The sequence below is a fragment of the Streptomyces sp. NPDC054956 genome (assembly GCF_053609185.1).
In genome coordinates this window covers 1-13,353 of the sequence record NZ_JBSGXB010000213.1, presented here as the reverse complement: position 1 = coordinate 13,353, position 13,353 = coordinate 1, and the positions used below count along the sequence as shown (strand labels likewise).

The 13,353-nt window shown below is 71.2% G+C and carries 11 protein-coding genes and 4 tRNA genes; 9 read left to right on the top strand and 6 right to left on the bottom strand.

Annotation, left to right across the window (positions count from 1 at the left end; all coding sequences use genetic code 11):
• Positions 1 to 166: 166 nt before the first annotated feature.
• Entirely contained in the window at positions 167 to 1,021 is an 855-nt protein-coding gene (locus ACWGDE_RS27115) for a hypothetical protein (RefSeq protein ID WP_453391647.1), read from the top strand.
• Between the two features lie 569 nt (positions 1,022 to 1,590).
• The gene (gene bldC / locus ACWGDE_RS27110; protein WP_003949541.1) at positions 1,591 to 1,797 is read left to right on the top strand and encodes a developmental transcriptional regulator BldC; all 207 of its coding nucleotides are present in this window, start codon (positions 1,591 to 1,593) and stop codon (positions 1,795 to 1,797) included.
• Positions 1,798 to 2,361: 564 nt separating this feature from the next.
• Here the strand turns inward: bldC and ACWGDE_RS27105 are convergent.
• Positions 2,362 to 2,435, bottom strand: a tRNA-Asp gene (locus ACWGDE_RS27105).
• Between the two features lie 69 nt (positions 2,436 to 2,504).
• The gene (hrpA, locus tag ACWGDE_RS27100) at positions 2,505 to 6,440 is read right to left on the bottom strand and encodes an ATP-dependent RNA helicase HrpA (protein WP_453391646.1); all 3,936 of its coding nucleotides are present in this window, start codon (positions 6,438 to 6,440) and stop codon (positions 2,505 to 2,507) included.
• 169 nt (positions 6,441 to 6,609) lie between these two features.
• Between hrpA and ACWGDE_RS27095 the strand changes: the two genes are divergently transcribed.
• The 3 genes from ACWGDE_RS27095 (at position 6,610) to ACWGDE_RS27085 (ending at position 8,782) form a co-directional block, all read left to right on the top strand.
• Positions 6,610 to 7,140: a hypothetical protein gene (locus ACWGDE_RS27095; protein WP_453391645.1), complete on the top strand. Its 531-nt coding sequence runs from the start codon at positions 6,610 to 6,612 to the stop codon at positions 7,138 to 7,140.
• Positions 7,141 to 7,202: 62 nt separating this feature from the next.
• Complete coding sequence (locus tag ACWGDE_RS27090; protein WP_453391644.1) at positions 7,203 to 7,949, top strand: DsbA family protein; 747 nt, start codon at positions 7,203 to 7,205, stop codon at positions 7,947 to 7,949.
• On the top strand, positions 7,946 to 8,782 hold the full coding sequence (locus ACWGDE_RS27085; RefSeq protein WP_453391643.1) for a cytochrome c biogenesis CcdA family protein: 837 nt from the start codon (positions 7,946 to 7,948) through the stop codon (positions 8,780 to 8,782). Before ACWGDE_RS27090 ends, ACWGDE_RS27085 begins: the two co-directional genes overlap by 4 nt.
• Positions 8,783 to 8,819: 37 nt before the next feature.
• Here ACWGDE_RS27085 and ACWGDE_RS27080 read toward each other — a convergent pair.
• The 4 genes from ACWGDE_RS27080 to ACWGDE_RS27065 form a co-directional block, all read right to left on the bottom strand.
• A tRNA-Phe gene (locus tag ACWGDE_RS27080) sits at positions 8,820 to 8,896 on the bottom strand.
• 22 nt (positions 8,897 to 8,918) lie between these two features.
• Positions 8,919 to 8,992 (bottom strand) — tRNA-Asp (locus ACWGDE_RS27075).
• A gap of 39 nt (positions 8,993 to 9,031) precedes the next feature.
• Positions 9,032 to 9,104, bottom strand: a tRNA-Glu gene (locus ACWGDE_RS27070).
• A gap of 141 nt (positions 9,105 to 9,245) precedes the next feature.
• A complete protein-coding gene (locus ACWGDE_RS27065; protein WP_112451009.1) occupies positions 9,246 to 9,596 on the bottom strand; it encodes a metallopeptidase family protein in 351 nt (116 codons plus the stop codon).
• 102 nt (positions 9,597 to 9,698) lie between these two features.
• Between ACWGDE_RS27065 and ACWGDE_RS27060 the strand changes: the two genes are divergently transcribed.
• The 4 genes from ACWGDE_RS27060 to ACWGDE_RS27045 all read left to right on the top strand — a co-directional run.
• Positions 9,699 to 10,196: a FluC/FEX family fluoride channel gene (locus tag ACWGDE_RS27060; RefSeq protein WP_453391648.1), complete on the top strand. Its 498-nt coding sequence runs from the start codon at positions 9,699 to 9,701 to the stop codon at positions 10,194 to 10,196.
• Positions 10,193 to 10,567: a fluoride efflux transporter FluC gene (locus tag ACWGDE_RS27055; RefSeq protein WP_453391642.1), complete on the top strand. Its 375-nt coding sequence runs from the start codon at positions 10,193 to 10,195 to the stop codon at positions 10,565 to 10,567. The genes ACWGDE_RS27060 and ACWGDE_RS27055 overlap by 4 nt, the downstream gene beginning before the upstream one ends.
• Positions 10,568 to 10,696: 129 nt before the next feature.
• A complete protein-coding gene (locus ACWGDE_RS27050) occupies positions 10,697 to 11,260 on the top strand; it encodes a hypothetical protein (RefSeq protein ID WP_453391641.1) in 564 nt (187 codons plus the stop codon).
• Between the two features lie 270 nt (positions 11,261 to 11,530).
• The coding region (locus tag ACWGDE_RS27045; RefSeq protein ID WP_453391640.1) for a DEAD/DEAH box helicase at positions 11,531 to 13,353 on the top strand (1,823 nt) is incomplete at its 3' end.

Below are 13,353 nucleotides of genomic sequence, written 5' to 3'. Positions count from 1 at the left end.
TATTCCAGGGGGCCGTGGTCCCCCCCCTTCTCGGTCTCCGGGCACACCCCGGGGTTGGGGGTTGTCTTCCGGCGGGGGCCCGGCCTGATCCGAAAGACACGCCCTAGGGGCGGCGCGGCGGTCGGCCGTCGGAGTAGGGCCGGGCGGGGTGGGGGAGTACGAGAGCGTGAGCGAATCCCCCGATCCCCGGCTGCCCTCCGCCCGCTCGGTCCCCGCCGTCCCCTACGCCTCGTACCTGCGGGTCTACGAGCCCCTCGCCGCCTTTCCGGAGCCCGAGCGCACGCACTGGGCCGACTACGCCCGGCGCGGGGTGATCCCGACCGCCCAGGACGAACTGCGCCGCTCGCTGGTGGACTTGGTACGGGTGCCCGTGGTCGGGGTCCCGGCGCACGAGAGCGCGGACGCCTTCACCGCCGAGGTGGACGGGATGCTGCTGGTCTGCCCCTGGCGGACCAGGCTGCGCGGCTGGCTGGCGCTCCAGGAGCTGGTGGCCGAGTTCCCGCTGCCCGTGCTCGACGCCGCGCTGCCCGCGACGGCCCGCCGCCGCGCCGCCGAGGAGTACGAGGCCTGGCGCGGGCGCAACCCCGACGCGCGCCCGTGGATCCGTACGGGGGTGTGGCAGGTGCCGCTGCGCTGGTTCGTGCTGGTGTCCGACGAGGAGCGGGAGTACGTGCCGGGAGAACGGCTGCGCTACCGGACGCCGATGGTGCAGGCCCGGCGCCGGCTCGCGCGGGGCCTGCGGACCCTGCGCGAGGCGGAGGGCTACGGGATGCTCGCCGAGGGGCTGGTGGAGGTCGGGAGCTGGCTGGAGGAGTTCCATCCGCGTTCGATGGTCGAGCTGGACTACGGCGGGCTGCTGCACGCGCTGCCGGCGGACCGGCTGGCGCGGGACCGCTCGGCCCGGGACCTGGCGGCGGGGATCGCGGCGCTGCGGGCCGGGGACCGGGAGGGGGCCTCCGAGACGTACGGGGTCCTGGCCGAACGGTGGCGGGCGGTCCGGGAGAGACTCTTCGCGAACTAGTGCGAGCCGGGTCGGCCGAGGCGGGGTAGCGAACCGGGGCCCCGATGTCCATCGGCCGATCGGCCGGTCCCCCGGGGGAACGGCCTGCTCAGGGTCGTGATGCCCTCTTTTGGGTCTTTGTTCCGGGACCTACGTCCCGATACGGGCCATTGGCCCAAGCGTGACGGACCGCACTATCTACACCCTTGCGCCCTTCCCCTACCCTCGTGCCAAAATAGGACAAGGAGTCCGGGGAGGGTTCCTTCCGTCCAACTAAGGGCGGAATGCTCGGCATTGCACTCTACGGGGGGTCTGACGACTCCTGATCGCTCTGTGACTGATCGTCACAGTGGGGTGACTGTCCGTTATAGGGCGGTCCATCGGCTTCCGCCGCTGATGAACACCTCGGAGGGCAATTCCGTCGGTTTGGCCCTTGGGGCTGGACGGATGGTGTAGTTGTAGTGCCGAGGACAAGCCGTTCGTCCTATAACCGACTCGGCCCGCGTATGTCCATTTCGGGCAACGCGGGCCAAGGTGCAGAATTTAGAGGAAAGAACCGAGATGGTTCGGTTCTCCCGAGGAGGCCGCTCATGACCGCTCGCACCCCTGATGCCGAGCCGCTGCTGACCCCGGCTGAGGTTGCCACGATGTTCCGCGTGGACCCGAAGACGGTGACCCGCTGGGCCAAGGCTGGCAAGCTCACGTCCATCCGCACCCTGGGTGGACACCGCCGTTACCGCGAGGCTGAGGTTCGCGCACTGCTTGCGGGAATTCCGCAGCAGCGCAGCGAGGCCTGAGGTTCCGCAGCATCACTTATTGACGGGTCTATATCGGGTCCCCCAATCCGATGAGCCCCACATAGCTTCATGCGACCGGACCTGCCCCAACAGGTTCATCAGTCGTCGATCGCGCTGGACTCCGCCGGGTCCAGCGCGATCTTTTTTATGCCCTGGTCAGGGCGGAATCGGGCTGGCGCGCGGGGTCCCTCGAGGGGGGTGCCATTGCACATATTAAATCGAGCGGACGTATGGGTGCGATAAAAGCGTACGTCTCAAAAACACATGTGGTGACTCCCGTCACAGTTGATCACTCTTGTGATGCGGGCAACGTACCCCGTAAGGGGACGTGCCGTGCGGAGCGCATCATGCGGACGGGCGATATTTCCGGCGGACCGGGGGTGGACCCCGGCCGCTCCGGCCGTCGCTGCCGGCAGGGGCGCGGGATCGCCCGTACGGGCCCATCGCAGGGGCCTCAGGCGGCCCTTGGGGGCGCTCCGGCGGGTCGGGTGGGGTTCTGGGCGACTCGTGGGCCGGAAACGCGTCAGGGCCCGCATCCTGAGGATGCGGGCCCTGACGATCTTGCGAACCTGACGGGACTTGAACCCGCGACCTCCACCTTGACAGGGTGGCGAGCTAACCAACTGCTCCACAGGTCCTTGTTTCGCGACCGCTAGGCGGCTGCGAAACAGACTGTACCGCAGCTCAGGGGGTGCAGTCGAACCCGATCACCGAGCGGGTCCCGGGGCGGCCGCGTCCACCGCCTTCACGATGCGCTTGTCGGAGATCGGATAGGCCGTTCCGAGGGCGTGGGCGAAGTAGCTGACCCGCAGTTCCTCGATCATCCAGCGGATCTCGGTGACTGCCGCCGGGACCGGGCGGCCCTTGGGCAACTGCTCCAGCAGCCACAGGTACTCGTCCCGCATCTCGTGGACCTTCTCCATGCGCGTGGTGTCGCGCTGGACGCCCGTCGGCATCTGCTGGAGCCGCCGGTCGGCCGCCACCAGGTAGCGCATCAGGTCCGGCAGCCGGCGCAGTCCGGCGAGCGTGACGAAGCCGGCCGGCACGAGGGCCGCCAGCTGGTTCTTCACGTCCTGGACGTTCGCCATGAGGGCGAGGCTGTTGGTGGCCTTGAGCCGGCGCTCGCACGCCTGCCAGGCCGCCAGCACCTGCTGCACCTGCGTGATCGTCCGTACGGTCGTGTCCACCAGGTCGGCCCGCACGGCCTCGTAGAGCTTGCGGAAGCCCGTCTCGTCCCACGCCGGACCGCCGTGGTCGGCGATGAGCTTGTCGGCCGCGGCGGTGGCGCAGTCGTCGAACAGCGCCTGGATGGAGCCGTGCGGATTGCGCGACAGGGCCAGCTTCTGCTGGTTGCTCAGGTGGTCCGAGGCGAACTTCGCCGGGTTCACCGGGATGTTGAGCAGGATCAGCCGCCGGGTGCCGAGCCGCATCGCCTGTTCCTGCTCGGCCTCGCTGTCGAAGAGGCGTACGGACACGCTCGTGCCCTCGTCCACCAGCGCCGGGTAGGCCTTCACCGGCTGGCCCGCCCGGCGGGTCTCGAAGACCTTGGTCAGGGTGCCGATCGTCCAGTCCGTCAGCCCGGTCTTCTCCACCGACTCCCCGCCCGCCCGCTCGGCGCTGGCCGCGGCGGCCTGCGAGAGGGCCTGGCGGGCCTTGGGCTTGAGCTGGAGCCGCAGGGCCTCCAGGTCCTTGGCCTCGGCGAGGTTCTTGCGGCGTTCGTCGACGATCCGGAAGGTGATCTTCAGGTGGTCGGGGATGCGGGTGAGGTCGAAGTCCTCGGCGGTGACCGGGACCCCGACCATCCGGTGCAGTTCCCGGGCCAGGGTGACGTGCAGGGGCTCCTGGAGGGGGACGGCGGTGTCCAGGAAGCGGGTCGCGAAGTTCGGAGCCGGGACGTAGTGGCGGCGGATCGGCTTGGGGAGGGACCGGATCAGCTCCGTGACCACCTCTTCCCGCAGGCCCGGGATCTGCCAGTCGAAGCCCTCGTCCGTGACCTGGTTGAGGACCTGGAGCGGGATGTGGACGGTCACGCCGTCCGCGTCCGCGCCCGGCTCGAACTGGTAGGTCACCCGGAACTTGAGGCGACCCTGCATCCAGGAGTCCGGATAGTCGGCCTTGGTGACCCCGGCCGCCTTCTCCGTCAGGAGCATCTCGCGCTCGAAGTCGAGCAGTTCGGGCTCGTCGCGCTTCTTGTGCTTCCACCAGGAGTCGAAGTGCGCCCCGGAGACCACGTGTTCCGGGATGCGCTGGTCGTAGAAGTCGAAGAGGGTCTCGTCGTCGACCACGATGTCGCGGCGCCGGGCCCGGTTCTCCAGCTCCTCCACCTCGGTGAGGAGCTTGCGGTTGTCGGCGTAGAACTTGTGGTGGGTCCGCCAGTCGCCCTCGACCAGGGCGTTGCGGATGAACAGTTCGCGCGAGACCTCGGGGTCGATCCGGCCGTAGTTGATCTTCCGCTGCGCGACGATCGGCACGCCGTACAGCGTGACCTTCTCGAAGGCCATCACGGCCGCCTGGTCCTTCTCCCAGTGCGGCTCGCTGTACGTGCGCTTGATCAGGTGCTGGGCGAGCGGCTCCACCCACTCCGGCTCGACCTTGGCGTTCACCCGGGCCCACAGCCTCGAGGTCTCCACCAGCTCGGCCGACATCAGGAACTTCGGCTGCTTCTTGAAGAGCGAGGAGCCGGGGAAGATCGCGAACTTCGCGGACCGGGCCCCGAGGTACTCGTTCTTGTCGGTGTCCTTGAGCCCGATGTGCGACAGCAGGCCGGCGAGCAGCGAGATGTGCACGCTCGTCTCGGGGGCGTCGGCCTCGTTGACGTGGATGCCCATGGTCTTGGCGACCGTGCGCAGCTGCGAATAGATGTCCTGCCACTCGCGGATCCGCAGGAAGTTCAGGTACTCCTGCTTGCACATCCGGCGGAAGGAGGACGAGCCGCGTTCCTTCTGCTGCTCGCGCACGTAGCGCCACATGTTCAGGAACGAGAGGAAGTCGCTCGTTTCGTCCTTGAAGCGGGCGTGGTTCTGGTCGGCCTGCGTCTGCTTGTCCGAGGGCCGCTCGCGCGGGTCCTGGATGGACAGGGCCGCCGCGATGACCATGACCTCGCGGACGCAGTTGTTCTTGTCCGCCTCCACCACCATGCGGGCCAGGCGCGGGTCCACGGGGAGCTGGGAGAGCTGGCGGCCCATCGGGGTGAGCCGCTTCTTGTGGTCCTTCTCCGCCGGGTCGAGCGCCCCGAGCTCCTGGAGGAGCTGGACGCCGTCGCGGATGTTGCGGTGGTCCGGCGGGTCGATGAAGGGGAACTTCTCGATCTCGCCGAGGCCGGCCGCGGTCATCTGGAGGATGACGGAGGCGAGGTTCGTGCGCAGGATCTCCGCGTCCGTGAACTCCGGACGGGTGAGGAAGTCGTCCTCCGAGTACAGCCGGATGCAGATGCCGTCCGAGGTACGGCCGCAGCGGCCCTTGCGCTGGTTGGCGCTGGCCTGCGAGATCCGCTCGATGGGCAGCCGCTGGACCTTGGTGCGGTGGCTGTAGCGGGAGATGCGGGCGGTGCCCGGGTCGATCACGTACTTGATGCCCGGGACGGTGAGGGAGGTCTCGGCGACGTTCGTCGCGAGGACGATCCGGCGGCCGGTGTGCTGCTGGAAGACGCGGTGCTGCTCGGCGTGCGAGAGGCGGGCGTAGAGCGGCAGGACCTCCGTGAAGCGGAGATTGCGCTTGTTCAGGGCGTCCGCCGTGTCGCGGATCTCGCGCTCGCCGGAGAGGAAGACCAGGATGTCGCCGGGGCCCTCGGACTGGAGCTCGTCCACGGCCTCGCAGATCGCGGTGATCTGGTCGCGGTCGCTGTCGTCGCCCTCCTCCTCCAGGAGCGGGCGGTAGCGGACCTCCACGGGATACGTCCGGCCGCTGACCTCGACGATCGGGGCCTCGCCGAAGTGCCGGGAGAACCGCTCCGGGTCGATGGTCGCCGAGGTGATGATCACCTTGAGGTCGGGGCGTTTGGGCAGCAGCGTGGCCAGGTAGCCGAGCAGGAAGTCGATGTTCAGCGACCGCTCGTGGGCCTCGTCGATGATGATCGTGTCGTACGCGCGCAGCTCGCGGTCCGTCTGGATCTCGGCGAGCAGGATGCCGTCCGTCATCAGCTTCACGAAGGTGGCGTCCTGGTCCACCTGGTCGGTGAACCGGACCTTCCAGCCGACGGTCTGGCCGATCTCGGACTTCAGCTCCTCCGCGATGCGCTCGGCGACCGTGCGGGCCGCGATCCGGCGGGGCTGGGTGTGCCCGATCATCCCCCGGACGCCGCGCCCCAGCTCCATGCAGATCTTGGGGATCTGCGTGGTCTTGCCGGAGCCGGTCTCGCCCGCGACGATCACGACCTGGTGGTCGCGTATCGCCTCGGCGATCTCGTCCTTCTTCTGGCTGACGGGAAGGTTCTCGGGATACGTGACCTCCGGCATCCGCGAGGCGCGGCCGGCCAGTCGCGCGGCGGCCTTTTCGGCCTCCGCGGCGATCTCGTCGAGCACGGCCTGCTTGGCCTCGGGCTTGCGGATGCGGCGGGCGCCTTCGAGGCGGCGGCCGAGGCGGTGCGCGTCACGGAGCGAGATCTCACCGAGAAGCGTCTGCAGGGCGGCGAAGGAAGTAGACATACCTGGTCGAGGATCTCACCCGTAGGTGCCGGGTGGCGAACGCATTTGTGGGGCGGACCCGTACCATTTCGGGACGAGTCCCCCGAGTCGGTCCGCGAGTAGGACCGCGTGTCCCCCCGAAGTCCCCCCGAAGTCCCCCCCGACGTGTCCCAGTGAGAGGCCGCCCACGATGCACCGCAGCCACCGCGGTTTCGCTGCGCTGCTGGGCTGGGTACTGCTGGCCGGGATGCTCGCGGGCGGGCCCGCCGCGCAGGCTGCCTCCGGCCAGGTGATCGCGGGACAGGTGGCCTCCGCGCCGGGAACTGCCGGGCGGAGCGCCGTCCGGGCCCCGGCCCTCGGGGCGCCCGCGCCGGCGCCTGTCCCGGACCGGGCCCCGGCGCCCCGGGCCGCACCCGTTCCGGACGGGGTGACCACGTTTCTCGGGGCGCTCGCGCCCGGAGGCTCCGGGCCGGCCGCCTCCCCGTTCGCGGCCTTCGCTCCCGCAGGCTCCCCCGGACCCGCCTGTGCGCCCGGGGCACCCGGGCGGGACGGCCTGCCCGCGCTGCCCGCGCGGGCCGGGGCCGATCAGGCGCAGGCTCCGCCCGCGGTGCCGGGGCCCGAGGGGGCTGCCGCGTCGCAGGTGATACCCGTACGGGTCCTCGTACGCGGGCCCGACCGGCCGGCGCCGTCCCGCGTGGAGCTGTCCGTGATGCGGGTCTAGGAGGACCGGTCGCATCCGCCCGGTCCGCCCAACCCCTTCGCGCACAGCTCTGGAGCACCCGCATGTCCTCTTCCTCCTCCCGGCCCTCTTCCCGGTCCTCGCGCCGCAAGCCCCTGCTCGTCTCCGCCGGTGTGGCCCTCGCCGCCGTCACCCTCGGCCTCGTCTCCTGGCAGGCCACCGCACCCGACGCCAAGCCCGCCGGCGGCTCCTCCGCCTCCGCCTCGGACACGCCCCGCACCGACCCCGCCGCGCAGCTCAAGGCGCTCGCCCGCCGCGAGTCCGGCGACAAGCTCGCCGTGGGCCGCGCCGACGCTCCCGTCGTCCTGATCGAGTACTCCGACTTCAAGTGCGGCTACTGCGGAAAGTTCGCCCGCGACACCGAGCCCGAACTGGTGAAGAAGTACGTGGAGGACGGCACCCTGCGCATCGAGTGGCGCAACTTCCCGATCTTCGGCGCCGACTCCGAGGCCGCCGCCAAGGCCGCATGGGCGGCGGGGCAGCAGGACCGGTTCCAGCAGTTCCACGCGGCCGCGTACGCCGAGGGCTCGAAGGAGAAGGGCTTCGGCGAGGAGCGGTTGACCGAGCTGGCCCGCGAGGCCGGGGTCCCGGACCTGGAGCGCTTCAAGAAGGACACGGCCGGGGAACAGGCCGCGGCCGCGCTGGGCAAGGACCAGGAGGAGGGCTACCGCATCGGCGTCAGCTCCACCCCGTCCTTCCTGGTCAACGGGCAGCCCATCGCGGGCGCCCAGCCGATGGACGCCTTCACCGCGGCCATCGCCAAGGCCAAGGCGCAGGCGGCCGCGAAGTGACCGACATCGGATACCTGGCCGCCCTGCTGGGCGGCCTCCTCGCGCTGCTCAGCCCGTGCAGCGCGCTGCTCCTGCCCGCGTTCTTCGCCTACTCGATCGACTCCGCCTCCCGGCTGCTGGCGCGCACCGGGATCTTCTACGCGGGCCTCGCGAGCACCCTCGTACCGCTGGGGGCGGCCGGTTCGTACGCCGGGCGGTTCTTCCACAGCAACCGCGACGAGCTGGTGCTGATCGGCGGCTGGCTGATCATCGGGCTCGGGCTCGCGCAGATCCTGGGCCTCGGCTTCGCCTCGAAGCGGATCTCGGAGCTCTCGGGGAGGATCCGCCCGACCACCGCCCTGTCGGTGTACGCGCTGGGCGCCGTCTACGGGCTCGCCGGCTTCTGCGCCGGGCCGATCCTCGGCAGCGTCCTCACCGTGGCGGCGGTCAGCGGCAGCCCGGTCTACGGGGGCCTGCTGCTCGCGGTGTACGCGCTGGGCATGGCCGTTCCGCTGTTCGTGCTGGCGCTGCTCTGGGAGCGCTTCGACCTGGGCCGGCGCCGCTGGCTGCGCGGACGGGCCTTCTCGCTCGGCCGCTTCGAACTGCACACGACCACGCTCGCCTCGGGCCTGTTCTTCATCCTGCTCGGCACGATGTTCCTGGTCTACGACGGGGCGACCGCACTGCCGGGGCTGCTGGACGTGGACGACTCGTTCGCGGTGGAGCGGCGGGTCCAGGCCGTCGCGGACGCGGTCCCGGACTGGGCGCTGCTCGGGCTGGTCGTCCTGGTGGCGGCCGGCGCGGGGCTGACGCAGTGGCGCCGCCGGGCGCGGGCGGTGGCCGAGGAGGAGTGACGCAAGAAGGCCCCGTCCGAGGACGGGGCCTTCTCCATGGTGGCTGGGGCCGGGGTCGAACCGGCGACCTATCGCTTTTCAGGCGATCGCTCGTACCAACTGAGCTACCCAGCCACGAAACCGTTTCCGGCTTCAGCGAACCTGACGGGACTTGAACCCGCGACCTCCACCTTGACAGGGTGGCGAGCTAACCAACTGCTCCACAGGTCCTTGCAATGTGCGAGCACAAGTCTCGCACACGGTAATGCGTACCCCCAACGGGATTCGAACCCGTGCTACCGCCTTGAAAGGGCGGCGTCCTGGGCCACTAGACGATGAGGGCTAAAGGCCCGCCGGGCACTTTCCAGCGCGTCGGGGACGTGAGAAGCATATGGGATCCCGGCGGCGATCGCCAAAACGGTTTCCTCCGTCGGCCGCGGGCCGCCTCCGGAGCGCCTCCGGGCCGCGCCTCGAGCGCCCCGGGTCACCCCCAGCCGAGTTCGTGGAGCCGCTCGTCGTCGATGCCGAAGTGGTGGGCGATCTCGTGGACCACGGTCACGGCGACCTCGTGGACCACTTCCTCGGGGGTCTCGCACATCCGCAGGGTCGGACCCATGTAGATCGAGATCCGGTCGGGCAGGACCCCGGCGTACCACTCGCCGCGCTCGGTGAGCGGGGTTCCCTCGTAGAGGCCGAGCAGGTCGGGGTCGTCGGCGGCGGGCTCGTCCTCCACGAAGACGGCCACGTTGTCCATCACCCGGGTCAGTTCCTCGGGGATCGAGTCCAGGGCTTCGGCCACCAGCTCTTCGAACGCGTCTCGCGTCATCTCCAGCACGTGGTCATTCTCGCGCCTCGGCGGCCGATCCAGGCCGTCCCGGGCGGGCCCGGACGCGGCGCGCGAGAATGTCCCGGTGGTGACATGCGAAGCGGGGCACGGATGACCGGGCCGGTGGAGGGCGCCGAGGCCATCGACCCGGACGTCGACCTCCACGTGCCGGCGCAGCGCGCCGAACCGCAGGGCCGGGTCCTCGCGGCCGTGGCGGCCGGCGGCGCCGTCGGCGCCTCGGCGCGGTACGGGGTCGCGCTGCTGTGGCCGGCCGCGCCCGGGGCCTTTCCGTGGGGGACCTTCTGGGTCAACGTGACGGGCTGCGCGCTCATCGGCGTGCTCATGGTGCTGATCAGCGAGGGCGGCCGCTCGGCGCATCCCCTCGTACGGCCCTTCGTGGGGGTCGGGGTGCTCGGCGGGTTCACCACCTTCTCCACCTACGCGGTGGACTTCGCGCGCCTGCTGGACGAGGGCGAGGCCGGAACCGCGCTGGCGTACGCCGGGCTCACGGTGGCCGGCGCGCTGGGCGCGGTCTGGGCGGCGGCCCAAATGACCCGCCGCGCGGTGGGCGACGGCGGGGCCGCGGGCGCGGTCGTGGTGCGCCGGTGAACTGGCTCGTGGTGATCCTGGGCGCGGCCGCGGGGGCGCCGCTGCGCTACCTGACGGACCGCGCGGTGCAGGTGCGGCACGACTCGGTCTTCCCGTGGGGGACCTTCGTGGTGAACGCGGGCGCCTGCCTGGTGCTGGGGGCGCTGACCGGGGCTGTGCTGGACGGCGCCGCCTCCTCGCGGCTGAGCCTGCTGCTCGGGACGGGGCTGTGCGGGGCGCTGAGCACGTACTCGACGTTCTCGTACGAGACGCTGCGGCTGGCGGAGCGGGGCTGGCGGTTCCTCGCGGCGGCGAACGTGGCGGGTTCGGTGCTGGTCGGGCTGGGCGGGGTCACGCTCGGGTTCCAGGTGGCGCGCCAGCTGTTCGCCTGAGGGCGGGGCGCAGGGCGCACCGCCCTTCTGCCCGCTGGAGCGTGTCTCTTACGGGGCAAAGGGAGTTGGGCACATTGACCCGCTCACCGCGGACCCTTGCCTGTGTTCCGGAGGTGCCCCGTGCGCCAGTTGACCGCTTCCCTCCGCCCCCCGCGCCCCCTTCGCCCCCTGCGACTGGCGGTCGCCGCGCTCGCGGTGGCGGCGACGGCGGGCTGCATGAGCGTCGGCGAGGACGCCGCACAGCCGGGGCCCTCCTCCTCCGCGGGGGTCCACGGCGGCAAGTCCGGCGGCGGCTCCTCGTCCGGCAAGGGCTCCGGGGCCGTGCGGGGCGGCCACGGACCGAAGGACGGTACGGGGGCCCAGGCGGGCAAGCCGGGAGAGCCCGGCACGGCCTCCGGCGCGATCGGCGCCTCGCCCAGTCCGGGCGCCCCGGCGGGCCCGCCCGCGGCCTCGCCGTCGGCGGGGTCGGGCGGGGCGGCGGGCGGCCAGGGCCCCCAGCAGCCCCCGGGCGGCGGTTCGGGCTCGGGCGGAGCGGGCGGTTCCGGTGGCGGCCAGGCCGGCTCCCCGACCCCGGCGCCGCCGACCCAGGCTCCGCCGGTCTCGCCGCCGCCAGTGACGGATCCCACACCCTCGCAGCAGCCGACGCAGCCTCCGCAGCCGGACCCGAGCGGGGCGCCCGGCGGGCAGTCCTAGGCCCGTCCGGCGGACGGCGGCGGCTCCGCCGCTCCCCGGGGCGGATGGTGTTTGTGCAGGTCAGAGCCCTCTTTGGGGGGGCGACTTGCCAGACCCCGGGGAGGGTGCGTATGGTTATAGATCGTTTGATCCCATTGCCCGGCGCCGAATCCGAAGAGCGCCGCGTGGCGCGTACTCTCCCCAGCCGTGGCTGACCGCATTGAGGCGGTCGATTTGCGAATTCACGGAGTTTGGGCGCGTGCCGAGACTCCGGAAGGTTTCGCATTTCGCATGTCCATTTCCAGTTCTGACCGTTCCGTCATGCCCGAGAACGACTCCAACGAGATCGTCGACGCCGAGACCCTCGCGGTCACCGAGGCCATCGAGGCCGTAGTCGCCGACGAGATCATCGAGGCCCTCGAGGCCGACGTGAGCACCGGCGAGTCCTTCGAGGACTCCACCACCGACTTCGACGACGACGCCGAGGCGGACGACGCCGACGCCGAGCCCACCCTGACCTTCGGCGACCTCGGTCTGCCGGACGGGATCGTGCGCAAGCTCGCCCAGAACGGCGTCACCGCCCCCTTCCCGATCCAGGCCGCGACCATCCCGGACGCCCTGGCCGGCAAGGACATCCTCGGCCGCGGCCGCACCGGCTCCGGCAAGACCCTCTCCTTCGGTCTGCCCACCCTGGCCCGCCTGGCCGGTGGCCACACCGACAAGAAGAAGCCCCGCGCGATCATCCTGACGCCGACGCGTGAGCTCGCGATGCAGGTCGCGGACGCCCTCCAGCCCTACGGCGACGTGCTCGGCCTGAAGATGAAGGTCGTCTGCGGCGGTACCTCCATGGGCAACCAGATCTACGCCCTGGAGCGCGGTGTCGACGTCCTCGTCGCCACCCCGGGCCGCCTGCGCGACATCATCAACCGCGGCGCCTGCTCGCTGGAGAACGTCGAGGTCGCCGTTCTCGACGAGGCCGACCAGATGGCCGACCTGGGCTTCCTGCCCGAGGTCACCGAGCTGCTCGACCAGATCCCCGGCGGCGGCCAGCGCATGCTCTTCTCCGCCACCATGGAGAACGAGATCGGCACCCTGGTCAAGCGCTACCTGACGAACCCCGTCACGCACGAGGTCGACAGCGCGCAGGGCAACGTCTCGACCATGACGCACCACGTCCTCGTCGTGAAGCCGAAGGACAAGGCGCCGGTCACGGCCGCCATCGCCGCCCGCAAGGGCCGCACGATCATCTTCGTCCGCACCCAGCTGGGCGCCGACCGCATCGCCGAGCAGCTCATCGAGGCCGGCGTGAAGGCCGACGCGCTGCACGGCGGCATGACGCAGGGTGCCCGTACCCGCGTCCTCGCGGACTTCAAGGACGGCTACGTCAACGCGCTCGTCGCCACCGACGTCGCCGCCCGCGGCATCCACGTCGACGGCATCGACCTGGTCCTGAACGTGGACCCGGCCGGCGACCACAAGGACTACCTGCACCGCTCGGGCCGTACCGCCCGCGCCGGCAAGTCCGGTGTCGTCGTGTCGCTGGCGCTTCCGCACCAGCGTCGCCAGATCTTCCGCCTGATGGAGGACGCGGGCGTCGACGCCTCGCGCCACATCGTCCAGGGCGTCGGCGCCTTCGACCCGGAGGTCGCCGAGATCACCGGTGCCCGTTCGCTGACGCAGGTCCAGGCCGACTCCGCGAACAACGCCGCGAAGCAGGCCGAGCGCGAGGTCGCCGACCTCACCAAGCAGCTGGAGCGCCTGTCGCGCCGCGCCGTCGAACTGCGCGAGGAGGCCGACCGTCTGGTCGCCCGCTCCGCGCGTGAGCGTGGCGAGGACCCCGAGGCCGCTGTCGCCGAGGTGGCCGAGGCCGCCGAGGCCGAGGTCGCGGCTGCCGTCGCGGCCGCGCCGGTCGCCGAGGAGCGCCCCGCGTTCCAGAGCCGTGACGAGCGTGGCAACTACGAGCGCCGCGACAACCGTCGCGACGACCGCGGTGACCGTGGCGGCGACCGTGGCGGCTTCCGCCGCGACGACCGTGGCGACCGCGGTGGCGACCGTGGCGGCTTCCGCCGCGACGACCGTCCCTCCGGTGGCTTCCGCTCCGGCGGCGACCGTCC